The 23,918-nt window shown below is 61.5% G+C and carries 25 protein-coding genes and 2 tRNA genes; 22 read left to right on the forward strand and 5 right to left on the reverse strand.

Annotation, left to right across the window (positions count from 1 at the left end; all coding sequences use genetic code 11):
- Positions 1 to 27 precede the first annotated feature (27 nt).
- A complete protein-coding gene (locus tag DCO45_RS13400) occupies positions 28 to 5,112 on the forward strand; it encodes an ExeM/NucH family extracellular endonuclease (RefSeq protein WP_116926308.1) in 5,085 nt (1,694 codons plus the stop codon).
- A gap of 253 nt (positions 5,113 to 5,365) precedes the next feature.
- On the opposite strand, the gene DCO45_RS13405 is transcribed toward DCO45_RS13400, so the two are convergent.
- The 3 genes from DCO45_RS13405 to DCO45_RS13415 all read right to left on the reverse strand — a co-directional run bounded on the left by DCO45_RS13405 (position 5,366) and on the right by DCO45_RS13415 (position 9,191).
- On the reverse strand, positions 5,366 to 6,646 hold the full coding sequence (locus DCO45_RS13405; RefSeq protein WP_021028302.1) for an aspartate carbamoyltransferase: 1,281 nt from the start codon (positions 6,644 to 6,646) through the stop codon (positions 5,366 to 5,368).
- A 298-nt stretch (positions 6,647 to 6,944) separates the two neighbouring features.
- On the reverse strand, positions 6,945 to 7,778 hold the full coding sequence (proC, locus tag DCO45_RS13410) for a pyrroline-5-carboxylate reductase (protein ID WP_116926398.1): 834 nt from the start codon (positions 7,776 to 7,778) through the stop codon (positions 6,945 to 6,947).
- Positions 7,779 to 7,916: 138 nt separating this feature from the next.
- A complete protein-coding gene (locus DCO45_RS13415; RefSeq protein WP_116926309.1) occupies positions 7,917 to 9,191 on the reverse strand; it encodes an esterase-like activity of phytase family protein in 1,275 nt (424 codons plus the stop codon).
- 146 nt (positions 9,192 to 9,337) lie between these two features.
- Between DCO45_RS13415 and aqpZ the strand changes: the two genes are divergently transcribed.
- The gene (gene aqpZ, locus DCO45_RS13420; protein ID WP_021028304.1) at positions 9,338 to 10,039 is read left to right on the forward strand and encodes an aquaporin Z; all 702 of its coding nucleotides are present in this window, start codon (positions 9,338 to 9,340) and stop codon (positions 10,037 to 10,039) included.
- 68 nt (positions 10,040 to 10,107) lie between these two features.
- Here aqpZ and glpK read toward each other — a convergent pair whose 3' ends face one another.
- Positions 10,108 to 11,601 carry a glycerol kinase GlpK gene (glpK, locus tag DCO45_RS13425; protein ID WP_116926310.1) on the reverse strand — a complete coding sequence of 498 codons (1,494 nt, stop codon included), beginning with the start codon at positions 11,599 to 11,601 and terminating at the stop codon, positions 10,108 to 10,110.
- Positions 11,602 to 11,669: 68 nt separating this feature from the next.
- A complete protein-coding gene (locus DCO45_RS13430) occupies positions 11,670 to 12,443 on the reverse strand; it encodes a DeoR/GlpR family DNA-binding transcription regulator (RefSeq protein ID WP_116926311.1) in 774 nt (257 codons plus the stop codon).
- 346 nt (positions 12,444 to 12,789) lie between these two features.
- Here DCO45_RS13430 and DCO45_RS13435 point away from each other — a divergent pair, with 346 nt between their 5' ends.
- The 20 genes from DCO45_RS13435 (at position 12,790) to DCO45_RS13530 (ending at position 23,906) form a co-directional block, all read left to right on the forward strand.
- On the forward strand, positions 12,790 to 14,388 hold the full coding sequence (locus DCO45_RS13435; RefSeq protein WP_116926312.1) for a glycerol-3-phosphate dehydrogenase/oxidase: 1,599 nt from the start codon (positions 12,790 to 12,792) through the stop codon (positions 14,386 to 14,388).
- A gap of 226 nt (positions 14,389 to 14,614) precedes the next feature.
- Positions 14,615 to 14,983 (forward strand): 50S ribosomal protein L14, encoded by a 369-nt coding sequence (rplN, locus tag DCO45_RS13440; protein WP_027016133.1) that lies wholly within the window; start codon positions 14,615 to 14,617, stop codon positions 14,981 to 14,983.
- A gap of 12 nt (positions 14,984 to 14,995) precedes the next feature.
- Positions 14,996 to 15,313, forward strand: a complete 318-nt coding sequence (rplX, locus tag DCO45_RS13445; RefSeq protein ID WP_021028307.1) for a 50S ribosomal protein L24 — start codon at positions 14,996 to 14,998, stop codon at positions 15,311 to 15,313.
- A 10-nt stretch (positions 15,314 to 15,323) separates the two neighbouring features.
- Positions 15,324 to 15,872 carry a 50S ribosomal protein L5 gene (rplE, locus tag DCO45_RS13450; protein ID WP_021028308.1) on the forward strand — a complete coding sequence of 183 codons (549 nt, stop codon included), beginning with the start codon at positions 15,324 to 15,326 and terminating at the stop codon, positions 15,870 to 15,872.
- 8 nt (positions 15,873 to 15,880) lie between these two features.
- Entirely contained in the window at positions 15,881 to 16,186 is a 306-nt protein-coding gene (gene rpsN, locus DCO45_RS13455) for a 30S ribosomal protein S14 (protein WP_021028309.1), read from the forward strand.
- An 18-nt stretch (positions 16,187 to 16,204) separates the two neighbouring features.
- Complete coding sequence (gene rpsH / locus DCO45_RS13460; protein WP_021028310.1) at positions 16,205 to 16,600, forward strand: 30S ribosomal protein S8; 396 nt, start codon at positions 16,205 to 16,207, stop codon at positions 16,598 to 16,600.
- A gap of 26 nt (positions 16,601 to 16,626) precedes the next feature.
- Complete coding sequence (gene rplF / locus DCO45_RS13465) at positions 16,627 to 17,160, forward strand: 50S ribosomal protein L6 (protein WP_116926313.1); 534 nt, start codon at positions 16,627 to 16,629, stop codon at positions 17,158 to 17,160.
- An 11-nt stretch (positions 17,161 to 17,171) separates the two neighbouring features.
- Positions 17,172 to 17,537 (forward strand): 50S ribosomal protein L18, encoded by a 366-nt coding sequence (gene rplR, locus DCO45_RS13470; RefSeq protein WP_021028312.1) that lies wholly within the window; start codon positions 17,172 to 17,174, stop codon positions 17,535 to 17,537.
- A gap of 15 nt (positions 17,538 to 17,552) precedes the next feature.
- Positions 17,553 to 18,071 carry a 30S ribosomal protein S5 gene (gene rpsE / locus DCO45_RS13475; RefSeq protein WP_027011217.1) on the forward strand — a complete coding sequence of 173 codons (519 nt, stop codon included), beginning with the start codon at positions 17,553 to 17,555 and terminating at the stop codon, positions 18,069 to 18,071.
- A gap of 11 nt (positions 18,072 to 18,082) precedes the next feature.
- Positions 18,083 to 18,265, forward strand: coding sequence for a 50S ribosomal protein L30 (gene rpmD / locus DCO45_RS13480; RefSeq protein WP_021028314.1), 183 nt, complete (start codon positions 18,083 to 18,085; stop codon positions 18,263 to 18,265).
- An 11-nt stretch (positions 18,266 to 18,276) separates the two neighbouring features.
- Positions 18,277 to 18,708, forward strand: coding sequence for a 50S ribosomal protein L15 (gene rplO / locus DCO45_RS13485; protein ID WP_027011218.1), 432 nt, complete (start codon positions 18,277 to 18,279; stop codon positions 18,706 to 18,708).
- 21 nt (positions 18,709 to 18,729) lie between these two features.
- On the forward strand, positions 18,730 to 20,049 hold the full coding sequence (secY, locus tag DCO45_RS13490) for a preprotein translocase subunit SecY (protein WP_021028316.1): 1,320 nt from the start codon (positions 18,730 to 18,732) through the stop codon (positions 20,047 to 20,049).
- 93 nt (positions 20,050 to 20,142) lie between these two features.
- A complete protein-coding gene (gene rpmJ, locus DCO45_RS13495; RefSeq protein WP_003050535.1) occupies positions 20,143 to 20,256 on the forward strand; it encodes a 50S ribosomal protein L36 in 114 nt (37 codons plus the stop codon).
- Positions 20,257 to 20,278: 22 nt separating this feature from the next.
- Positions 20,279 to 20,644: a 30S ribosomal protein S13 gene (gene rpsM, locus DCO45_RS13500; protein WP_021028317.1), complete on the forward strand. Its 366-nt coding sequence runs from the start codon at positions 20,279 to 20,281 to the stop codon at positions 20,642 to 20,644.
- A gap of 18 nt (positions 20,645 to 20,662) precedes the next feature.
- Positions 20,663 to 21,064 carry a 30S ribosomal protein S11 gene (gene rpsK, locus DCO45_RS13505; RefSeq protein ID WP_021028318.1) on the forward strand — a complete coding sequence of 134 codons (402 nt, stop codon included), beginning with the start codon at positions 20,663 to 20,665 and terminating at the stop codon, positions 21,062 to 21,064.
- Between the two features lie 82 nt (positions 21,065 to 21,146).
- Entirely contained in the window at positions 21,147 to 21,770 is a 624-nt protein-coding gene (gene rpsD / locus DCO45_RS13510; RefSeq protein WP_021028319.1) for a 30S ribosomal protein S4, read from the forward strand.
- Positions 21,771 to 21,889: 119 nt separating this feature from the next.
- Positions 21,890 to 22,885: a DNA-directed RNA polymerase subunit alpha gene (gene rpoA, locus DCO45_RS13515; protein ID WP_116926314.1), complete on the forward strand. Its 996-nt coding sequence runs from the start codon at positions 21,890 to 21,892 to the stop codon at positions 22,883 to 22,885.
- Between the two features lie 104 nt (positions 22,886 to 22,989).
- The gene (rplQ, locus tag DCO45_RS13520; RefSeq protein WP_021028321.1) at positions 22,990 to 23,376 is read left to right on the forward strand and encodes a 50S ribosomal protein L17; all 387 of its coding nucleotides are present in this window, start codon (positions 22,990 to 22,992) and stop codon (positions 23,374 to 23,376) included.
- A gap of 167 nt (positions 23,377 to 23,543) precedes the next feature.
- Positions 23,544 to 23,620, forward strand: a tRNA-Met gene (locus tag DCO45_RS13525).
- 209 nt (positions 23,621 to 23,829) lie between these two features.
- Positions 23,830 to 23,906 (forward strand) — tRNA-Met (locus DCO45_RS13530).
- The last annotated feature ends 12 nt before the right edge of the window (positions 23,907 to 23,918 follow it).

A 23,918-nucleotide genomic window follows, 5' to 3' on the forward strand; every position in this document is an offset into this window, starting at 1 on the left:
TTGTTTGCCACTTCCTCCTTAGCTGCCATGTTTGCTCTTCGCTCCATTTCCTCTGCATGCCGCGCCAGCGTGCGTGCATCCCAAGGCCTGTCGCTGGCCGCTGCCTTGCTGCTGGCTGCCAGCGTGCTGCCCGCTTCTGCCCAGACCACGCTTGCCGCTGGCGAAGTGGCGGTGGTCGGTTTTGCGTCGGATACGCCCGATGCCGTCAGCCTGGTGCTGCTGCGCAACATCGAAGCGGGCACCGAGATCCGTGTGACCGACAACGGCTGGACCAATGCCGGCGCGTTTCGCAGCGGCGAGGGTGTGCTGGTGTGGCAAGCGACGGAGGACCTGCCTGCGGGCACCATCGTCAAGATCGGCGCCGCAGATACCAAGACCCCCACGGCCAACTACGGTAGCGTTACCGCCACGGGCAGCTTCAACTTGGCCGCTGGTGGTGACAGCGTGCTGGTCTACCAGGGCTCTGAGGCCACCCCACGGTTCCTGTATGCGCTCAACAATGTGACCGCTGGCACCTGGGACAGCAACGCCAGCAACTCCAATACCTCGGCCTTGCCACCTGGCTTGGTCAATGGCGGCACGGCCATTGCGCTGGTCAAGCAAAACAATTTTGCGTATGACGGCGCCAAGGGCGTCACCGAAGGCACGGCCGCAGAGCTGCTGTCGGCCATCAGCACCGCTGCCAACTGGACGGGCAACGGCACGGCGCCCACGGCGATGACCGTGGTGGATCCGGATGCCGGCGAGACCGCGACCTTCACCCCGCTGCCCACGACCACGGCCGGCAGCTCGGACGCCTCCGCCGGCATTGCACTCGACGCCAGCTACATGGTGGTGGGTGACGACGAAGGCAATGTGCTGCGCGTCTACCCCCGTGGTGGCGGTGTGGCGATCAAGGAATGGGAATTTGGCAGCCTGCTGGGGCTGACCAAGGAGTTGGACCTGGAGGCCGGCACGCGCATCGGCAACACGCTGTATTTCACCGGCTCGCACAGCAACAAGTCTGATGGCAGCGAGGCGGATAACCGCGAGCACCTGTTTGCGGCGGATGTGTCGGGCACCGGCGCCAACACGGAATTTACCTTCAAGGGCTCGTACGGTGGTCTGGAGACGCAGCTGACCACCTGGGACCGCACCAATGCCCATGGCAAGGGCGCCAACTACTACGGCTTTGTGGCCTCGTCGGCTGACAAGGTGCCACCCGAGTCGGCTGCAGGTTTCTCGATCGAAGGCATGGCGGCCACCGCTGACGGCCAGCTGCTGCTGGGCTTCCGCGCGCCGCTGGCCAGCGCCCAGCTGCGCAACCGCGCGTTGATCATCCCGGTCACCAACCCGGCAGCCATGGTGGCGGGCACTGCGCCTGTGCTGGGCGCGCCCATCGAGCTGAACCTGTGCGGGCGCGGCATTCGCGACATGCAGCGTACCGATGACGGCAAGTTCCTGATCCTGGCCGGCCCTCCGGGCAAGGCCGATCCGGCTGTCAACACCAACTTTGCATTCTTTGTCTGGAATGGCCCGGGCACCAGCGACGTGCAGCAACTGGACAACGTACTGGACAACCTGCTGCGCACCACCGGTGGCAGCTTTGAGACCCTGGTCAGCCCCACCAGCACCGCACAAGGCACCACCGTGCAGCTGCTGCAGGACAATGGCGACACCATCTGGCCGGGCAAGGGCTCAGTCTCCAAGGACCTGCCTTTTGCAGACCAGCAGTTCCAGGGCAATACCGTCAAGCTCGGCGGCCCCGTCGCTGCCGACACCACCGCCCCCGTGCTGCAAAGCACCAGCCCCCTGCAAAACGCCGTGGAAGTGGGCAAGACGGCCGTGGTGCGCTTGCAGTTCAGCGAAACGGTGCAGCGCGGCAGCGGCAGCCTCTCGCTGCTGGAAGACGGTGCCGTGATCGCTACCGTGCCGATGACCGATGCGCAAGTGGCCATCAATGGCAGCGCGCTGAGCTTTACGCGCAGCGGCGGCTACCAGCCGGGCAAGCGCTACAGCCTGGTGCTGCCCGCCGGGGCGGTGCAGGACATGGCCGGCAACGCCTTGGCCGCGGAGCAGACGCTGAGCTTTACCGTCAGCAGCGCGGTGGCAGCCACGGCCAAGGTGCTGATCTCCGAGGTCAACTCCAATGCCGACGGCGGCGATTTCTTTGAGCTGTTCAACTACGGCACCAGCCCCGTGGATCTGAGCGGCTGGGGCTGGACTGACAGCAGCGGCGCGGTGCCCAGCGCCTTCCCCGCCGGCACCAGCTTGGCAGCGGGCGCACGTCTGGTGGTGCTCAATGAGACCACACCCGATGCCTTCCGTACCGCCTGGGGCTTGCAGGCCAGCACACCCGTCATCCTGGTCGCCGGACAAGGCCTGGGCAAGGGCGATGCCGTCTTGGTGTACGACGCCAATGGCTACGTGGCGGCCGCCATGAACTACGGCAGCAAGGCGCTGACGGCGACCGATGGCTCGACCGTGGCTCCTGCGAAGAACCCCAGCGGCACAGCCGTTTCCACCAGCGACCACGCCGGTGCGGCGGTGCGCAATGCGGGCACCACGGTCGGCAATGGTGTGTCGGCGGTATGGGATGGCAAGTCCACGTCCGAGCCGCGCTATACCGCTGCTGCGGTCGGCGTGCTCGACGGCTTTGCCCAGCCCTCGACGCCTGCCAATATCGGCTCGCCCGGTTTGGCGCAGAACCTGGCACCGGTGGCCACCACCCCGATCTCTGCGGTGCAGGGCGCAGGTGATGCCTCGCCCCTGGTGGGCCAGAGCGTGACGGTGCGCGGCATTGTGACCGCGTACCTGCCTGACCTCAGTGGCTTCTATATCCAGTCGCTGCCCGAAGACGACGACAACAATGTCGCCACCTCCGAGGCGGTGTTTGTCTACTACGGCAGCACGCCAATTGCCGGTCTGGGCGCCGACAGCGTGGGCCAGGCCGTGCAACTGACCGCCACGGTCAGCGAGTACAAGGGCCTGACCCAGCTGGGCGGCAGCATCCTGAACTTCAGCGTGCTCAATGGCGGCGCCAAGCAGGCGCTGCCTGCGCTGGTGGAGCTGAGCCTGCCCATGCCCGCCTATGCCAACTGGGAGCGCTACGAAGGCATGCGCGTGCGCATCACCGGCAGCACCGGCCCACTGGTCGTGACGGACAACTACTACCTGGGCCGCTATGGCATGGTCACGCTGAGTGACAAGGAAAAGCTGGTGCAGTACACCGAGCTGAATGCGCCCGACATCAATGGCAACAAGGCCTATCTGGAGACGGTCAAGCGCAGCCAGATCATTCTGGACGATGGCAGCAGCAAGCAAAACCCGGCCACCGTGCTGGGCCGCAATGGCCAGGACCTGAGCGCCAGCAACAGCTTGCGTGCGGGAGACAGCACGCCAGCGATTGAAGGCATTCTGGACCACTTCATCGATACGGCTGCGGGCGAGCACCAGACCAGCTACCGGGTGCAGCCGCTGCAAAAGCCGGTCTTCAGCGGTGCCGCGCGCCCCACGGTGGCCGACCTGCAGCAAGCGGTGGGCAGCCCGACGGTCAAGATCGCTTCGGCCAACGTGCTGAATTTCTTCAGCACCCTGGGCACAGCTAAATTTACCAACCCCTACGGCGATTCGCTCGAAGGCCGGGGTGCGGACAATGCCGAGGAACTGACGCGCCAGACCGACAAGATCGTCAGCAATCTGCTGGGGCTGGATGCCGACGTCTACGGCCTGATGGAAATCCAGAACAACGGCTTTGAGACCACCAGCGCCTTGGCGGCGCTGACCCGGGCCCTCAACGCCCAGCATGGCAGCGATGTCTATGACTACGTGAAGGGGCCCTTCCATGCCGGTGGCGGCAAAACGGCAGTCGCTGCAGGCCATGATGCGATCACTGTCGCGGTCATCTACCGCAAGGACCGTGTGACCCCCGTGGGTGTGCCGGCCGTGCCCGATGAGGCGCAGTACGATGCCTTCAACGCCACCTATGGCAACCGCGTGCCCCTGGCCCAGACCTTCGAGAAGACGCTCGCTGGCGGCGGCAAGGACCAGTTCACCGTGGTGGTCAACCACTTGAAGTCCAAGGGAAGTGTCAACGATCCCGACATCGGCGACGGCCAGGGCGCCAACAACCAGTCGCGCAAGCGTGCCGTCGAGCAGCTGCAAGCCTGGCTGCAAGGCAACCCGACGCAAGCGGGCAATGGCAAGAATGTGCTGATGGGTGACTTCAACGCCTATGCCAAGGAAGACCCGATCTCCTTCCTGGAAGGCCATGGCTACCAGAAGCTGGGCGCGGGGCAGTACTCGTACAGCTTCCAGACGCTGTGGGGCTCGCTCGACCATGTGCTGGTCAGCTCGGCGCTCTCCAGCCAGGTGGGAAATGTGGTCAAGTGGCAGATCAATGCGGAAGAGCCGCCGGTCATCGACTACAACACCAACTTCAAGAGCGCCGCGCAAGTCACCTCGTTCTACGCGGCCGATGCCTACCGCTCCAGCGACCACAACCCGATCGTGCTGGGCCTGAACCTGGAAGGCACGCCCGTCGACCCCGATCCGGAGCAGAACTTTGAGGTCGAGCTGCCCGCTGCTGGCGGTGGCGGCAGCGCTGCGGTGCAGTGGACCAGCGCGGACGCCTGCCGCCTGGCGCAAGCGCCGGTCGCTGTTTCGGCTGCCTCGCTGGGCGCCTTGCCCCAAGGCCTGAGCGTTCCCTACGGCGCCCTGCAGTGGACGGCCACGGGCTGCGCGATGGGCGGCAATGGCACGATGAGCATCAGCTACCCCGCAGCCCTGCCCGCCAACGCCAAGTACTGGAAGTTCGGTCCCACCAAGGCCAACACCACGCCGCATTGGTACAACCTGCCATCGGCCGTGAACGGCAATACGCTGACCGTGCAGATCGTCGATGGTGGTGATGGGGATGACGACATGGTCGCCAACGGCCAGATCGCCGATCCCGGTGGTGCTGGCTGGCTGGCCGATGTGCCGGTTGACCCAGGCACTCCCGTCGACCCGGGCACGCCTGGCGCAGGCAGCGCTGTGCCGGTGCCGGCCTTGGGTCTGTGGAGCCTGCTGAGCCTGAGCGGCTTGCTGGGTCTGCTCGCTGCGGGCCGGCGCCGCCTCGGTCTGGGCCGCTAAGCGCAACCAGCCCTTGCGGCTCAGGGCCGCAGGGGCCTGACACTTCTGTCCAGGACTTGCTTGCAAGTCCTTTTTTCATGCCGGGCTGAGCGTAGTGGAGAGACGAAAAATGCACTACACGCAGACAAAAAAGCGGCCATCGATAGATGGCCGCTAACACTGGAGTCGCAGGAAAAAAACGTTAATTCTTTCGAAGCAAGTAGTGGGCGCTTCGAAAAAATGTCTCAAATCATGGTGTTGTGTAAGGCAGAGTTTAATCCAAAGTATCAAACACTGCATCATCCGGGCCTACAAAAGCCGGAGAACGCCAGGTGACATCGCGCAAATTGCGGGCAATCTGGCTCTCGACACCCATCAAAACGGCAAACAAAGCCATGCGCACAGGGATGCCATTGTCGGTCTGGCGGAAGATGGCCAGGCGCGGGTCCAGGTTCAGATCGGTGGACAGATCGTTGGCGCCGGCGCGGGCATCGCGCGGCAGCGGGTGCATGATGATGGTGTCGGGCTTGCAGACCGCATCGACCAGCGATTTCTGCACCTGGAACTCGGGCGTATAGCCCTCGATGTTCTCACCGGCAAAGCGCTCTTTCTGGATGCGCGTGGCGTAGACCACATCGGCGCCCTTGAGGTCTTGCAGCGAGGTCGAGACCTCCACCACATGGCCATTGGTCGAGGCCAGCTCGATCAGGTAGGCGGGCATCTCCAGCGAGCTGGGCGAGATCAGCGTGAACTTCATGCCCTTGTACAGCGACAGCAGGCGGATCAGCGAATGCACGGTGCGGCCGTACTTCAGATCGCCCACCATCGCGATATGGGCGCCATCCATCAGCTTGCCCAGGCGCGAGAACTCACGCTGGATGGTGTACATGTCCAAGATCGCCTGGCTGGGGTGCTCGCCGGGGCCGTCGCCGGCATTGATCACAGGGATGTTCGTCGCGCGTGCGAACTCGGCCACCGAGCCTTGCTCGGGGTGGCGGATGACGAGCGCATCGACATAGCCGGCCATCACGCGGCTGGTGTCATAGATGGATTCGCCCTTGGCCATCGACGAGAAGGTAAAGCCGGTGGTGTCGCAGACCGAGCCGCCCAGGCGGCTGAAGGCGGCGCCAAAGCTCACGCGGGTGCGGGTGCTGGCTTCAAAGAACAGGCTGCCCATGACGGCGCCTTCGAGCACGCGGCAGACCTTGTGGCGGCGCGCAATGGGCTGCATCACATCGGCGATGCGGAACAATTCTTCCAGGCTTTCGCGCTCGAGCTGGGCCACCGACAGCAGCTGTGGCCGGCCATCGGCCGACATGCGCTCGGCCAGCGGGCGGTGGTGCTTCTGGGCGTCGTGTCCCTCGGCTTCGCGAAACAGGATCTCGGAGACAAACTTCTGCGCCATATCTGGCATGGCGCGGGCTTCGCCCGAGGCCTCGGGCAACAGCCAGGTGTCCAAGGTGCGGCGGCGCACGCCCAGGCGCTCGGCAAAAGCGTCGCGCGTCAAGTTCAAACGGCGCATTGCGTCGCGAAGAAAATCCTGTTGGCTGTCCATGACCTGGCTCCGTGCAAAGGTGTGAATGCGGCCGGATTATACGCTTTGCGTTTGACTTCTGTGTGAAATATACGCAATGCGTTGCTGCATTTCTGCAAAGTTGCTGGCGCGGTGGGGCGCACCGGTATTTGGCTGGAGACTGCCGCTGCAGGAGTTTGAGAGTCTGTTCTCCTCGGACCGCGACAGTGTCTTTGCGGGATGGGATGCTAGGCGCAGTGCGCAGCCAATAGCCAGCTATTGGCAAGCGCTGCAACAACGCAGACCGCCCCTGCCCGGGCGGCCGCAAAGGCGCTGGCTCTTAGCCGCCGAACTCATCGCCCAGGGCCTTGGCGCGGCGCTCGGCGGCATGCATGGCGCCGATGAAGTGGGCCGCGATATCGGCAGCCCGCATGTGCTCCAGCGCAGCAAAGGTGGTGCCGCCCTTGCTGGTGACGCGCTCACGCAGCACCGAGGGGGCTTCGCCCGACTGCGCAGCCAGGGCCGATGCGCCGCTGAAGGTGCCAATGGCCAGCTGCAGCGCCTGCTCGGCGGGCAGACCCATCTCCACACCGGCTTGCTGCATGGCTTCGAGAAAATAGAACACATACGCAGGGCCCGATCCCGACAGGGCGGTGACCGCGTCGAGCTGCGACTCCTGCTGCACCCAGACCAGCTGACCGGTGGTGGTGATGATCTGCTCGGCCAGCTGCTGCTGGGCAGCACTCACCTGCGGGCGCGCAAACAGCCCCGTCATGCCCTGGCCGACGAGGGCCGGCGTATTGGGCATGGCGCGCACGATCTGGTCATTGCCCAGCCACTGGGCAATGCTGTCGCTGCGGATGCCGGCGGCCACGCTCAGGTGCAGCGCATGGCGGCTGTGGTCGGCGACCGCGGCAGCGGCCTGGGCAAAGGTTTGCGGCTTGACGGCCCAGACAACGACCTGGGCCTGCGCCAGGCTGCTGTCAGCGGTGGGCAGCGCGTTGATGCCAAATTGCTGCTGCAGCACTTGGCGCTGGGGCTCGTAGGGCTCGACCACCTGGATGCGGTCTTGGGGCAGGCCCTGGCGGATCAGGCCGCCGATGATGGCGCTGGCCATGTTGCCGCCGCCGATAAAGGCGATGGCGGGAAATTGGGACAGATCGGTAGTGGACATGGCGGCAGGTGCAAACAAAGAGAAAAGGGGGCAAAACCAGCGCGTGCTGCTGTGGCTGCCACTATAGCGGCGGCCTGCGCAAAGCTCAAACCGCTGGCGCGGCAAGCCATGCGGGGCGCACAGGTTTTGCTATCAATTTCAATTGCGATGCGATTGGCCGGCGTGGCCGGATGTATTGCCCGATGCGCTGGCGCAGGCCGGTGTCTCGACCAGCGCCAAAAACTGCGTGACCTGGGCCGGGTTGAAGTTGTTGTCGCTGACCAGCAGCAGCACGCGCTCGCCGCTGGCCAGGCGCGGGCCCCAGGTCATGCCTTCGAGGTTGTCCACGGTGCGCAGGCCCAGTTGCGCAAAATCCAGCAGCAACTCCTTGTGGGCGGGGGTGTATGCCGCGTCCTGCAGCGCATCGATGGCCAAGGTGTCGCTGGCCTCCTGGGTGTTGATGCGGTAGAGGCGTGCAGAAAAGCCTGCGCCCAGCACATAGGCGCGCTCGAGCACCAGCAGGTGGTCGGGTCCATCGGCCAGGATCTCGCTGACGCCGTTGATGGCAATGAGCGGCAGCAGCAGGTTGTCCTTGGGTAGCGCGTCGGGGATGTAGGCGATCTGGCGCACAGGCTGCTGGCTGGCCAGGTCATACTGGGTGATGCGCAGCGGCCCGCCAATCTGGCCCCGGCGCGGCAGCGGGCCGTCCTGGCGCAAGGCGCCTTCCATGGCCAACCACAGGCTGCGCTGGTCGTCGCTGATCGCGATGCCCTCCAAGGTCATATTGTTGCGCGGGCCCCGGCCGGTTGCGGGCTGCAGCGGGCCTTGCAGCAGCGCGGGCAGGGGCCAGGTTTTTTGCCAACTGCCATCGAGCCCGGCTTGCTGCAACGCGGGGCCAAAGCCGCGTGCAAAGTCGCCTTCGCTGCTCCAGACCACGCTGCGCCCGCCGGGCAGCAGCCGCAGCGCTTCGGGGTCGGGCACGGCCGTGTCCGCTGCCGCCGTGCGGCTGCTGGGGTAGGGCGTGCCTGACGGTGTCTGCAGGTACTGCTGGCCGGTGATGCTGACCTGCTGCAGGCCGCTGGCGTTGTAGCGGATACGGGCCTGGTACCAGCGGGCGCTGTCCTTGGCCGAGCGGTCGTCACTCACCAGGTAATAGCTGTCATCGGCAGGGTTGTAATCGATGGACGAGAGCCCGCCGATGGGCGTGCCGGCCCAGCTGGTATCGAGCGGCCAACGCTGCTCGCCGAGCAGTTGCAAGGCCGGGCTGCCGGCGGCATGGCAGGCGAGGGTGGCGGCAGGCTTAGTAGTAGGCAGTGAAGCCGGTTCTTGTGCAGGCTCCGGAGAGGTCTTGCAGCCCGCCAAAAGCAGCGCAACGGAGAGCGACAGCGCGTTGAGTAGGCCAAACGAATAATGTATTTGAATATTGATTTTCATAGCATTTTCGGCAAGTGTAGCGCGCTTGTTGCACCGGCAATTGTTGACATTTTCAAACGCCGCTCGCTCCTTATCATCTCGGCTACTAGGGCTCGCCTGTGTGTGCGTTGCATGCCGCGGGTCTGACTGATGAAGGGGTAAGAGAGATGACATCCAACCTGCAAAAATGGTCGGCGGAATGCCTGGGTACGTTCTGGCTGACGTTTGGCGGCTGTGGCAGCGCGGTGCTGGCTGCGGCCTTCCCGGAAGTGGGGATTGGCCTCCTGGGTGTGTCCCTGGCCTTTGGCCTGACGGTGCTGACCGGCGCCTATGCCTTTGGCCCGATCTCGGGCGGCCATTTCAACCCGGCCGTCTCGGTCGGCTTGACGGTGGCCGGGCGCTTCAAGGCCTCGGACCTGCCGGGCTACATCATTGCCCAGGTGCTGGGCGCGATCGTGGCGGCCGGCCTGCTGTACCTGATTGCCAGCGGCAAGGCAGGCGCGCAGGTCACGGACCTGGCCACCAATGGCTTTGGTGAGCATTCGCCAGGCAAGTTCTCGATGCTGGCGGCGCTGCTGACCGAGGTGGTGCTGACCGCGGTCTTCCTGCTGGTGATCCTGGGCTCGACCACGAAGAAGGCGGCCGTGGGCTTTGCCGGCATGAGCATTGGCCTGTGCCTGACCTTGATCCACCTGATCTCGATCCCCGTGACCAATACCTCGGTGAATCCTGCACGCAGCACCGGTCCTGCGCTGTTTGGCCCCGCCATTGCGTTGGAGCAGCTGTGGCTGTTCTGGCTGGCGCCGATTGTGGGTGCCGTGATCGGTGCGCTGATCCACCGCGCCTTGCTGCGTGGCGACGAGGAATAAGCGGATCCCATTGAAGGCATAGACAACAACAGGGGCTGCGGCCCCTGTTCTCGTTTGGGAAAAGTCGCTTAGCGCGCCATCGTCTGGCGCACCGCCTGCTCCCAGCGCGCCATCAGCGCATCAGCACGCGCCTTGTCCTGTGTGGGTGTAAAGCGGCGCTCGGCCTTCCACAGCGCCGACAGCTCTTCGCTGCTGTGGTAGATGCCCGTGGTCAGGCCTGCCAGGTAGGCAGCACCCAAGGCGGTGGTCTCCACGCAGGCCGGGCGCACCACCGGAATGCCCAGCAAATCGGCCTGGAACTGCATCAGCAGGTTGTTGACACTGGCGCCGCCATCCACGCGCAATTCCGTCACCGGCTGGCCACCGTTGGCGACGGCATCGAGGCTCATGGCCTGCAGCAGCGCGGCGCTTTGGTAGGCAATGGATTCCAGCGCAGCCCGCGCAATATGGGCCACCGTGGTGCCCCGCGTCAGGCCGGTGATGGTGCCCCGGGCATCGGCATCCCAGTAGGGCGCGCCCAGGCCGGTGAAGGCGGGCACCATCATCACGCCGCCGCTGTCGGGCACGCTCTCGGCCAACTGCTGCACCTGGCCGCTGTGTTCAATGGCGCGCAGGCCATCGCGCAGCCACTGCACGACGGCGCCGCCGACAAAGACGCTGCCTTCGAGCGCATACTGCGGGGTGGTGTCGGTCTGCGCGGCGCTGGTGGTCAGCAGGCCATTGCGTGAGGGGTGGAACTGCGCTCCGGTGTGCATCAGCATGAAGCAGCCGGTGCCGTAGGTGTTCTTGGCCATGCCCGGCGCAAAGCAGGCCTGGCCAAACAGCGCGCTTTGCTGGTCGCCGGCCATGCCGCCGATGTGGATGGCAGCGCCCAGCACCTGCGCGGCGGTATCGCCAAAATGGCTGGCCGAGGGCTGCACCTCGGGCATCAGCGAGCGCGGGATGTTCAGCAGGTCCAGCAGCTCCTGGTCCCAGGTATTGCTGTGTACGTTGAACAGCATGGTGCGGCTGGCGTTGCTCACATCGGTGACATGGCGCTGGCCCTGGGTCAGCTGCCAGACCAGCCAGGTATCGACCGTGCCAAAGGCCAGTTCACCGCGCTCGGCAGCGGCGCGTGCGCCCGGCACATGGTCGAGCAGCCACTGCAGCTTGGTGCCCGAGAAATAGGCATCGACCAGCAGGCCTGTTTTTTCCTGGATCAGCGCGGCATGGCCGTCGGCGCGCAACTGGGCGCAGACGGGCTCGGCGCGGCGGTCCTGCCAGACCAGCGCGTTGTGGATGGGTTGGCCGGTCTTGCGGTTCCAGACGATGGTGGTCTCGCGCTGGTTGGTGATGCCCAGGCTGGTGACCTGGCTGGCGCTGATGCCGGCGGTAGTCAAAGCCTCCTGCGCCGTAGCCAACTGCGTGCCCCAGATCTGCATTGGGTCGTGTTCCACATGGCCGGGGCGGGGATAGATTTGCGGCAGCTCGCGCTGCGCCTGGGCCACGATGGCGCCCTGGCGGTCAAACACAATGGTGCGGGAGCTGGAGGTGCCCTGGTCCAGAGCGAGCAGATAGGTCATGTCTCAAGGCCGGTCTGAGCCGGTATTTCAATCAAATCAACAAAGGGCAGGCGGGCTGTACCCGGCTGTCAAGCGACGGTGCAGTGCACATGGGCTTCCTGCAGCAGCCGGGGGAAGGGGTCGGGCGGCGGGGCATCGGTAAACAGCCGGTCAATGCGCGAGAGCGGGCCCACCTCGACCATCGCCGGGCGGCCAAACTTGCTGTGGTCGGCCGCCATCCAGACCTCGCGTGCCTGGTCCATGATGGTCTGGGCCACTTTCACTTCGCGGAAGTCATAGTCGCGCAGGCTGCCGTCCGATTCAATGCCGGAAATACCGATGAGCGCAATATCGACGCGGAACTGGCGGATGAAGTCCACCGCAGCCTCGCCGATGATGCCCCGGTCGCGGCCGCGCACCACGCCGCCGGCGACGATCACTTCGCAATCCGCATTGCTGCTCAAGGTGGCGGCCACATTGAGGTTGTTGGTGATGATGCGCAGCCCCCGGTGCTGCATCAGCGCGCGGGCAATCGCCTCGGTCGTGGTGCCGATGTTCAGGATCAGCGAGCAGTTGTGTGGCACCTGGGCGGCCACGGCCTGGGCAATGCGGGTCTTGCCGTCGGCATTGAGCGCTTCGCGCTGCTGGTGGGCGAGATTTTCTGTGGTGGAGTTGGGCACGCGCACGCCGCCATGAAAGCGCGTGAGCACCCCGGCTTCGGACAGCCGCTGCACATCGCGGCGCACGGTCTGCAGCGTCACACCCAGGAAGGCGGCCAGCTCCTCGACGGTGGCCGAGCTGCGGCGCTGCACCTCTTGCAAGAGCAGCAGTTGGCGAGGGTTGCTGTTGTAGAGCTCCGTCATGGCGTGGATCTGAAACGAATGAAAACGAAAACTCCCGCCAATATAGTGCAAAACGCAACAGTGCAGCAGGCAGGAGGTGGCGTGCCGCACCGGGCGGTCCCCGCATCAGCCATGGCTGGCGGGTGGTTTTGTCATCAGATTGGCATGCCAGGCTGGCATGCTGCGCCGCTGAGATCTTGGGCTTCGCCAACGGCAAATTTGCCAATAACGAACAAAAAAGATCAAAAACGAATAAAATTCAGAGACAAAAGCGCAAAAGCGAATCTCGCTTCCAGGCTTTGGCACTTTGCGGCGATCCTGGCTAGGCCGGCGCGCCGCAACCCTCAGACCTTTCTTTCTACTTCGCATGTCCACTGCTGCTGCACCGCTGTCTGTTCACCGTACTGATTTGCTGGCCCGCCTGGGCGCCACGCCGGTATTTGATCTGGTGGTGGTCGGGGGCGGGGCCACGGGCCTGGGCGTGGCGCTCGATGCGGCCGCGCGCGGCTTCAAGGTGGCGCTGCTCGAAGCGATGGACTTTGCCAAGGGCACCTCGTCGCGCGCCACCAAGCTGGTGCATGGCGGCGTGCGCTATCTGGCACAGGGCAATATTTCGCTGGTGCGCGAGGCTCTGCATGAGCGCACCACCTTGCTCAACAACGCGCCGCATATCGCCCAGCCGCTGGCCTTTGTGATGCCGTCCTACAAGATGCTGGACACGCCGTTCTATGGCATCGGCCTCAAGATGTACGACGCGCTGGCGGGCAAGGCGGGTCTGGGCTCGACACAGTTTCTCTCGGCTGGCGCCACGCGCCGGCTGCTGCCCACGGTGCAAGACAAGGGTTTGAAGGGCGGCGTCAAATACTGGGATGGCCAGTTCGACGACGCCCGCCTGGCGATTGCGCTGGCCCGCACGGCCGCTGCCAAGGGGGCCTTGCTGGTCAACTACTGCCCGGTGACGGAGCTGATCCAGGAGGAGGGCCGGGTCGCAGGCGTGGTCTGCAAGGATGCCGAGTCTGGCCAGCGCTACACGGTGCGTGCGCGCTGCGTGGTCAACGCCACGGGCCCCTGGGTGGACCACCTGCGCCAGCAGGATGCCGAGATGATGGGCAAGCCCGTCAAGCCCATGGTGGCGCCCAGCCAGGGCGTGCACCTGGTGGTGGACCGCGATTTCCTGCCCTCGGACCATGCCCTGCTCGTGCCCAAGACGGCCGACGGCCGGGTGCTGTTTGCGGTGCCATGGCTGGGCAAGGTGATTCTGGGCACGACCGATACCCCGCGCCATGACCTGGCGCGCGAGCCCCGTCCGTTTGAGGAAGAGCTGAACTTCATCCTGAGCGAGGCGGGCAAGTACCTCAGCCGCGCCCCCACGATGGCCGATGTGCGCAGCATGTGGGCCGGGCTGCGTCCGCTGGTCAAGCCGCAAGACGACGATGGCGAAAACACCAAGGGTATCAGCCGTGAGCACACGGTGCTGACCAGCAAGTCCGGCATGGTGACGGTGACCGGCGGAAAGTGGACCACCTACCGCGCGATGGCCGAGGACGTGCTCAATGCCTGCTTCGATGCCCAGCGCCTGCCGCGCAAGCCCGGTGGCGTGACCGTGAAGCTGCCGCTGGTGGGGACACCCGCATCGGGCCGCGCCCAGCACAGCATGCACATGGCCCAAGGCATGCACTCCTATGGCAGCGAGGCTGAGTTTGTGGCCACCTTGCCAGGCGCCGACGTCTGGCTGGCCAATGGCCTGAGCGAAGCCATGGTGCGTTTTGCTGCGCGCTATGAATATGCGCGCACTGTCGAAGACGTGCTCGCCCGCCGCAGCCGCCTGCTCTTCTTGGATGCCCGCCTGGCCGCCAAGCTGGCCCCGCGCGTGGCCGAGATCTTGCAGGAAGAATTGGGGTCGGATACGGCTCTGACCGCTTTCCTGGTGCTGGCGCAGCAGTACGCCGGCGAAAAAGTGGCGTAAAAATACAAATTTACCGCTGGTTTGGGTGCGCGCCCTTGACGAGGTGTGCTAGCTCTGACACAATAGAGGGCTTCGCGTTTAATGCGCGAGGTTTCTGCCCAGGAGAAGCATCGTAAATGGTTGCGGTGTGGACGACGGGCCCAAGACTGACTGGCTGCTTGGCTGTCCATGAGGATTAATTCTTATTGGGCTGTCTGGTCTGCTGGTGCAAGTTGGGAATATTGAAATGATCCAGACAGAATCTCGACTCGAGGTTGCCGACAATACCGGCGCGAAGTCTGTCCAGTGCATCAAAGTGCTGGGTGGTTCGCACCGTCGCTATGCGAGCGTTGGTGACATTATCAAGGTGAGCGTGAAAGAAGCTGCTCCACGTGGCCGCGTCAAAAAAGGCGAGGTTTACAGTGCTGTGGTGGTGCGTACCGCAAAGGGTATTCGCCGTGCTGACGGTTCGCTCGTCAAATTCGATGGCAACGCTGCTGTGTTGCTCAACGCCAAGCTGGAGCCTATCGGCACCCGCATCTTTGGCCCCGTGACCCGTGAACTGCGTACCGAAAAGTTCATGAAGATCGTGTCGCTGGCCCCCGAAGTTCTCTAAAGGAATAGCACTATGAACAAGATTCGCAAGGGCGACGAAGTTATCGTGCTGACCGGCCGTGACAAGGGCAAGCGTGGCACCGTGACCCTGCGTGCGGACGACTCCCACCTGGTGATCGAAGGCATCAACATGGTGAAGAAGCACGTCAAGCCAAACCCCATGAAGGGCACCAACGGCGGTATCGTGGAAAAGGCTATGCCTATCCACCAATCCAACGTGGCTATCTTCAATGCGGCAACCGGCAAGGCTGATCGCGTGGGCATCAAGGTGAACGCCGACGGCGCACGTGTTCGCGTGTTCAAGTCCAATGGCGCTGAAATCGCAGCCTAAGGAGTAAGACATGGCAAACGTTGCACGACTGCAAAAACAATTCCGTGAGCAAATCGCTCCCGAACTGATGAAGAAGTTCGGCTACACCTCCTCGATGGAAGTGCCTCGCCTGACGAAGATCACCCTGAACATGGGTGTGAGCGAAGCCGTCTCCGACAAGAAGGTGATGGACAACGCCGTGGCTGACCTGACCAAGATTGCTGGTCAAAAGCCTGTGGTGACCAAGGCCAAGAAGGCTATCGCTGGTTTCAAGATCCGCGAAGGCCAAGCTATCGGCTGCATGGTGACCCTGCGTGGCGTTCAGATGTATGAATTCCTGGACCGTTTCGTCACCGTGGCTCTGCCCCGCGTGCGTGACTTCCGTGGTATTTCTGGCCGCGCCTTTGATGGCCGTGGCAACTACAACATCGGCGTCAAAGAACAAATCATCTTCCCTGAAATTGAGTACGACAAAGTCGACGCACTGCGTGGTCTCAATATCAGCATTACGACGACTGCGAAGAATGACGACGAGTGCAAGGCACTGTTGCAGGCTTTCCGCTTCCCGTTCAAGAACTGAGGTGATGCATGGCTAAACAAGCACTGATCCAACGCGAACTGAAGCGTGAAAAGCTGGCTGCCAAGTACGCAGCCAAGTATGCAGAACTGAAGGCCATCGCCGGCGACGCCAAGCGTTCCGACGAAGAGCGTGATGCAGCCCGTCTGGGCCTGCAAAAGCTGCCTCGCAATGCAAACCCCACTCGTCAACGTGCACGTTGCGAAATCACGGGTCGTCCCCGTGGCACTTTCCGTCAATTCGGTCTGGGCCGCGCCAAGATTCGTGAACTGGCATTCGTCGGCGCCATCCCAGGCGTGACCAAGGCCAGCTGGTAAGCAGTCAGGAGATTAAACATGAGCATGAGTGATCCAATCGCTGACTTGCTGACCCGTATCCGTAACGCACAAATGGTGTCCAAAGCCACCGTGCTGGTTCCTTCCTCCAAAGTGAAGGTTGCCATCGCACAGGTTTTGAAGGACGAGGGTTACATCGATGGCTTCGAAGTGAAGACCGAAGATGGCAAGTCTGAACTCGCAATTACCTTGAAGTACTACGCTGGTCGTCCAGTGATCGAGCGTATCGAGCGCGTGAGCCGTCCTGGCCTGCGTGTGTACAAGGGCTGCACTGCAATTCCTCAAGTCCAAAACGGCCTGGGTGTTGCAATCGTGACCACGCCTAAGGGTGTGATGACCGATCGTAAAGCGCGCGCTGCCGGTGTCGGCGGTGAAGTGCTTTGCTATGTGGCTTAACGCGGCATTGAAGGAGAAATACTGACATGTCCCGTGTAGCAAAAATGCCTGTGAGCATCCCCCAAGGTGTGGATGTCTCCATCAAGGAAGACCAAATCAGCGTCAAGGGCGCAGGCGGCACGCTGCTGCTGACCCCCAACGCCCTGGTCAAGGTTTCCAACAACGACGGTAAGCTGGCTTTCGAGCCGGTGAATGACTCCCGTGAAGCCAATGCCATGAGCGGCACCATGCGTCAGCTGGTGAACAACATGGTGGTTGGTGTGAGCAAGGGCTTCGAGAAGAAGCTGTCTCTCGTCGGCGTGGGTTACAAGGCCGCTGCCTCTGGCAGCAAGCTGAACCTGAGCGTTGGTTATTCCCACCCAGTCAACTTTGAAATGCCTGCCGGCATCTCCGTGGCCACCCCTACCCCTACGGAAGTGGTGATCAAGGGTGCTGACCGCCAACGCGTGGGTCAGCTGGCAGCCGAGATTCGTGCCGTTCGTCCTCCCGAGCCTTACAAGGGCAAGGGCATCCGTTATGCGGATGAGAAGGTCACGATCAAAGAGACTAAGAAGAAATAAGGAGCTGCATCATGTTGAACAAGAAACAGCAGCGTCTTCGTCGTTCCCTGCAAACCCGTATCCGCATTGCCAACCAAGGCGTTGCGCGTTTGACGGTGAACCGTACGAACCTCCATATCTATGCCACGATCATTTCCGGCGACGGCACCAAGGTGATTGCAACCGCATCTACGGCAGAAGCCGAAGTGCGCAGCAACCTGGGCGCAGCTGGCAAGGGTGGCAACACCGCCGCAGCTACTCTCATCGGCAAGCGCATCGCTGAAAAGGCGAAGGCAGCTGGCGTTGAGAAGGTTGCATTCGACCGTGCAGGTTTTGCCTACCACGGCCGCGTCAAGGCTCTGGCTGATGCAGCCCGCGAAGCCGGCCTGCAGTTCTAAGCGGAGTGGATAGAAATGGCTAAATTTTCCCCCAAGGTGCAAGACCAGGCGAATGACGACGGTTTGCGCGAAAAAATGATCGCGGTCAACCGCGTCACCAAGGTTGTGAAGGGTGGTCGTATTCTCGGCTTCGCTGCACTGACCGTGGTTGGCGATGGTGACGGCCGTGTTGGCATGGGCAAGGGCAAGTCCAAGGAAGTGCCTGCTGCCGTGCAGAAGGCTATGGAAGAAGCCCGTCGCAACATGATCAAGGTTTCGTTGAAGAACGGCACCCTGCATCACAAAGTGATGGGTCACCATGGCGCTGCCAACGTGATGTTGGCTCCTGCCCCCAAGGGTACCGGTATCATCGCCGGCGGCCCCATGCGCGCCGTCTTCGAAGTTCTGGGTATCACCGATATCGTGGCCAAGAGCCATGGTTCGTCGAATCCCTACAACATGGTTCGCGCCACTTTCGACGCTTTGAACAACTCCACGACCCCTGCGGAAGTGGCTGCAAAGCGTGGCAAGTCGGTTGAAGACCTGTTCGTCTGATCGGAGTCACTATGACAACGCAACAAACTGTGAAGGTCCAACTGGTGCGTAGCCCGATTGGTACCAAAGAAGACCACCGCGCCACCGTGCGTGGTCTGGGTCTGCGCAAGCTGAACAGCATCAGCGAACTGAAGGACACCCCCGAAGTGCGCGGTATGATTAACAAGATCGCCTACCTGGTGAAGGTTCTCTGAAAGGATTGATGATGGAACTCAATAGCATCAAGCCTGCAGCAGGTGCCAAGCACGCCAAGCGTCGCGTGGGTCGCGGTATCGGTTCGGGTCTGGGTAAGACCGCCGGCCGTGGTCACAAGGGTCAAAAGTCGCGTTCGGGTGGCTACCATAAGGTAGGCTTCGAAGGCGGTCAAATGCCTTTGCAGCGTCGCCTGCCCAAGCGCGGTTTCAAGTCCACCACGTTGAAGTTCAACGCCGAAGTCTCCCTGGCCGCTCTCGAGCTGCTGGGCGCTGCGGATGTGGATCTGGCAGTGCTCAAGCAAGCCGGTCTGGTTGGCCAACGCGCCAAGGTCGTCAAGGTGATCAACACGGGTGCTCTGTCCAAGGCTGTCAAGCTGAACGGCATCGGCGCCACCGCTGGTGCCAAGGCTGCGATCGAAGCTGCTGGCGGTAGCGTCGCCTAACCCTTTCTGAAAGATTCATCAGTGGCTACGAACACCGCAACTATTGCAAAGACCGGTAAATACGGCGATCTGCGTCGTCGTTTGGTTTTTCTGTTGCTGGCGCTGATCGTCTACCGCATCGGAGCTCATATTCCGGTGCCTGGTATCGATCCCAACCAGTTGCAGCAGCTGTTCAATAGCCAACAGGGTGGCATTCTCAACCTGTTCAACATGTTCTCGGGCGGAGCGCTCTCGCGCTTCACCGTGTTTGCACTGGGGATCATGCCGTACATCTCGGCATCGATCATCATGCAATTGATGACCTACGTCGTCCCGACATTCGAACAGATGAAGAAGGAAGGCGAAGCCGGCCGTCGCAAGATTACCCAGTACACCCGTTACGGTGCATTGGCGCTTGCGCTGTTCCAGTCGCTCGGCATTGCCGTGGCGCTGGAAGGCACTGCCGGTTTGGTCCTCAGCCCTGGTTTCGGGTTCCGTCTTACCGCCGTGGTCAGCTTGACCGCCGGTACGATGTTCCTGATGTGGCTGGGTGAACAGATCACCGAGCGTGGTTTGGGCAACGGGATCTCGATCCTGATTTTCGCCGGTATTGCTGCGGGTCTGCCCAGCTCCATCGGTGGATTGCTCGAATTGGTGCGTACTGGTGCGATGAGCATCATTGCCGCGATCTTCATTGTTCTCGTAGTGGCAGCCGTGACGTACTTCGTCGTGTTTGTCGAGCGTGGACAGCGCAAGATCCTGGTGAACTACGCGCGCCGTCAGGTTGGAAACAAGGTGTATGGTGGTCAGTCATCGCACTTGCCACTGAAGCTGAATATGGCTGGTGTGATTCCGCCCATCTTCGCTTCGTCGATCATCTTGCTGCCTGCCACTGTTGTGAACTGGTTCAGCGCTGGCGAATCGATGCGTTGGCTCAAGGACATTGCTAGCACGCTGACTCCTGGTCAGCCCATCTATGTGATGTTCTATGCCGCAGCGATCATCTTTTTCTGCTTCTTCTATACGGCCTTGGTTTTCAACAGCCGCGAAACGGCCGATAACCTGAAGAAGAGTGGTGCCTTTATTCCCGGGATTCGACCAGGGGATCAGACAGCACGTTATATTGATAAGATTTTGGTGCGTTTGACGCTTGCGGGTGCTGTTTACATCACCTTCGTGTGTCTGCTGCCAGAGTTCTTGATCCTGAAGTACAACGTTCCGTTCTATTTCGGTGGCACTTCCTTGTTGATCATCGTCGTGGTGACCATGGACTTCATGTCCCAGGTCCAGAACTACATGATGTCTCAGCAGTATGAGTCGCTTCTGAAGAAGGCGAACTTCAAGGCCTCAGCCAAAAACTGAGATCGACAGGAAAGTGTGCCCTCCAGTCTGTTCGGGCTAAATATTTGAAATGCCGTCACAGACTGGAGCGGATGGAAGTTTTAGGAGAATGAAATGAGAGTTTCAGCTTCGGTAAAGAAGATTTGCCGTAACTGCAAGATCATCCGTCGCAAGGGTGTCGTACGCGTGATCTGCACCGACCAGCGCCATAAGCAGCGCCAAGGTTAATCTAAAGTATTAGAGGACACAAATGGCACGTATTGCTGGTATTAACATCCCTCCGCACAAGCATGCGGAGATCGGCCTGACCGCTATCTATGGCATCGGTCGCACCACCGCTCGCAAGATCTGCGAAGCCGCTGGTATCGACTACGCCAAGAAAGTCAAGGACTTCACGGACGCTGATCTGGAAAAGATCCGCGACGCAATCGCTCACCTGACCCTGGAAGGTGACCTGCGCCGTGAAACCACGATGAACATCAAGCGTTTGATGGACATCGGCTGCTACCGCGGTTTCCGTCATCGTCGTGGTCTGCCCATGCGTGGTCAGCGTACCCGCACCAATGCCCGTACCCGCAAGGGTCCGCGCAAAGGCGCAGCGGCTTTGAAGAAATAAAGAGATTGAAGGTACATAATGGCTAAGTCTCAGAACAACGCAGCTGCACGTGTACGTAAGAAAGTTCGCAAGAACATTTCTGACGGCATTGCACACGTTCACGCTTCGTTCAACAACACCATCATCACGATCACCGACCGCCAAGGCAACTCGTTGTCTTGGGCTTCGTCCGGTGGCCAGGGTTTCAAGGGCTCGCGCAAGTCGACGCCTTTCGCAGCCCAGGTTGCTTCCGAAGTGGCCGGCCGTGCTGCCATGGAACAGGGCATCAAGAACCTGGACGTCGAGATCAAGGGCCCAGGCCCAGGTCGCGAGTCTTCGGTGCGTGCTCTGGGTGCACTGGGCATCCGCATCACGTCGATCTCCGACGTGACGCCAGTCCCGCACAACGGCTGCCGCCCTCAAAAGCGTCGTCGTATCTAACTCACCATAAGCCCACCGCCGCCAGTGCATGGTGCTCTGGCGGCTCCCGCATTTATGCGGTAGCTGAAAAAAGGATATTCAAGTGGCACGTTTTATTGGCCCTAAGGGCAAACTTTCCCGCCGCGAAGGCGTAGACCTGTTCCTGAAGAGCGCACGTCGCTCGATCGCGGACAAGGTCAAGCTGGACACCAAGCCAGGTCAACACGGCCGTACCTCCGGCACGCGTACCTCGGACTACGGTCTGCAACTGCGTGAAAAGCAAAAGGTCAAGCGCACCTACGGTGTGCTGGAGAAGCAATTCCGCCGTTACTTCGCTGAAGCTGATCGTCGCCGTGGCAACACCGGCGCGAACCTGCTGAGCCTGCTGGAAAGCCGTCTGGACAACGTGGTGTATCGCATGGGCTTTGGCTCGACCCGCTCCGAAGCGCGTCAGCTGGTGTCCCACAAGGCCATCACCGTGAACGGTCAATCCGTCAACATTCCTTCCTACTCGGTGAAGGAGGGCGACGTGGTGGCGGTGCGCGAAAAGTCGAAGAAGCAAGCCCGTATCGTTGAGTCGCTGCAACTGGCTGGTCAAGTGGGCTTCCCCGCTTGGGTGGACGTGTCGGCTGACAAGGCTGAAGGCGTCTTCAAGAAGTCTCCAGACCGCGATGAATTCGGTGCTGACATCAACGAATCGCTGATCGTCGAATTGTATTCTCGTTAATTTCACGGTCGTTTTCGACTGCGAAAGTGTATCCGTTCCAGAACCGCGAGGCATCGCGGTTCTGGTGCTTCACCAGCCTTACCGGTGTAACGAGCCGGGGGTATTGAGAGGAAGTTTGCATGCAGACCAATTTGCTGAAACCCAAGACAATTAACGTAGAACAGCTGGGCCACAATCGCGCCAAGGTAGAGCTGGAGCCGTTTGAACGCGGCTACGGGCACACGCTGGGCAATGCGCTGCGTCGTGTTCTGCTGTCCTCGATGGTGGGTTATGCAGCGACGGAAGTGACCATTGCAGGTGTGCTGCACGAGTACTCGTCTATCGACGGCGTCCAGGAAGATGTGGTCAACATCTTGCTGAACCTCAAGGGCGTGGTGTTCAAGCTCCACAACCGTGACGAAGTGACGCTGAGCCTGCGCAAGGATGGCGAAGGCGTGGTGACGGCTGCTGACATTCAGACGCCTCACGATGTAGAAATCATCAACCCTGATCATATCATCGCCAACCTGTCGCAAGGCGGCAAGCTGGACATGCAGATCAAGGTGGAAAAAGGCCGTGGCTATGTGCCCGGTAACGTGCGCCGCTACGGTGACGAGTCGACCAAGTCGATCGGCCGCATTGTGCTGGACGCATCGTTCTCGCCGATCAAGCGCGTTAGCTACACGGTCGAATCCGCCCGTGTGGAGCAGCGTACCGATCTGGACAAGCTGGTTCTCGAGATCGAAACCAACGGTGCCATCGCTGCAGAAGATGCAGTGCGCTCGTCGGCCAAGATCCTGGTGGAGCAACTTGCCGTGTTTGCGCAGCTCGAAGGCGGCGCATTGGATGTGTTCGACCAGCCAGGTGGCCAGGCGCGCAACAACGCCACGTTCGATCCGATCCTGCTGCGTCCTGTGGACGAGCTGGAACTGACCGTGCGTTCTGCCAACTGCTTGAAGGCCGAGAACATCTACTACATCGGTGACCTGATCCAGCGCACCGAAAATGAGTTGCTCAAGACCCCGAATCTGGGTCGCAAGTCGCTCAACGAGATCAAGGAAGTGTTGGCTTCCCGTGGTCTGACCCTGGGTATGAAGCTTGAAAACTGGCCACCAGCCGGTTTGGAAAAGCGTTAAGTTATAATGGAGAGCTCTCCCAATGGTGGGGGAGCTCAATCGTAGTGCGTCGAACAGTACCTGATACGGCTGTTTGATTGAATCAATCTAAAAGGAAAAGCACCATGCGTCACGGACACGGCCTCCGCAAACTGAACCGCACCTCGTCTCACCGTAAGGCGATGCTGCAAAACATGATGAATTCGCTCATCGAGCACGAAGCCATCAAGACCACCGTTCCTAAAGCCAAGGAACTGCGCAAGGTGATCGAGCCCATGATCACGCTGGCCAAGGTGGACACCGTGGCTAACCGCCGTCTGGCTTTTGACCGTCTGCGCAGCCGCGACAGCGTCACCAAGCTGTTCAACGTGCTGGGTCCTCGCTCGGCCAACCGTCCAGGCGGCTACACCCGTATCCTGAAGATGGGTTTCCGCGTGGGCGACAACGCGCCTATGGCCTATGTTGAACTGGTGGACCGCGCTGAAGAAGCCGGTGATGCCGCAGCAGAATAAGCCCTCTGCAGGTTCCGACTGAAAAAGCCCACTTCGGTGGGCTTTTTCTATGGCGCTGCGCCTTTGCCGATCGCTGCAAGCAGCGCTTGAGGCCCTCATTCCACAAATAGTTTTCCAAATGATGACAAAGCGCTTCGCATTAAGGAAAACCCGAGCTATAATGCAAGTGCGCGATGGAGCAGTCTGGTAGCTCGTTGGGCTCATAACCCAAAGGTCGGAGGTTCAAATCCTTCTCGCGCAACCAGAACATCAAAAGCCAGCTTTCGAGCTGGCTTTTTTGTGCCTAGCTGCCGGGCAGCACCGTTGCGGACTGGGCTGGTCAGCCTGAAAAGTGGGCCGGTAAGGCCGCCGCTTTGATCCCGCCAAGATTGCTATAAAAGTCGAAGCGCAAAAAATATACGCTAAAAGCGCATTCGTCCAAAATGCAGTACCAAAGTCGCGCTATAATTGCGGTGCGCGATGGAGCAGTCTGGTAGCTCGTTGGGCTCATAACCCAAAGGTCGGAGGTTCAAATCCTTCTCGCGCAACCAGAACACCAAAAG

The organism is Comamonas sp. JNW (assembly GCF_003105075.1).
GTDB classification, from domain to species: Bacteria; Pseudomonadota; Gammaproteobacteria; order Burkholderiales; family Burkholderiaceae_C; genus Comamonas; species Comamonas squillarum.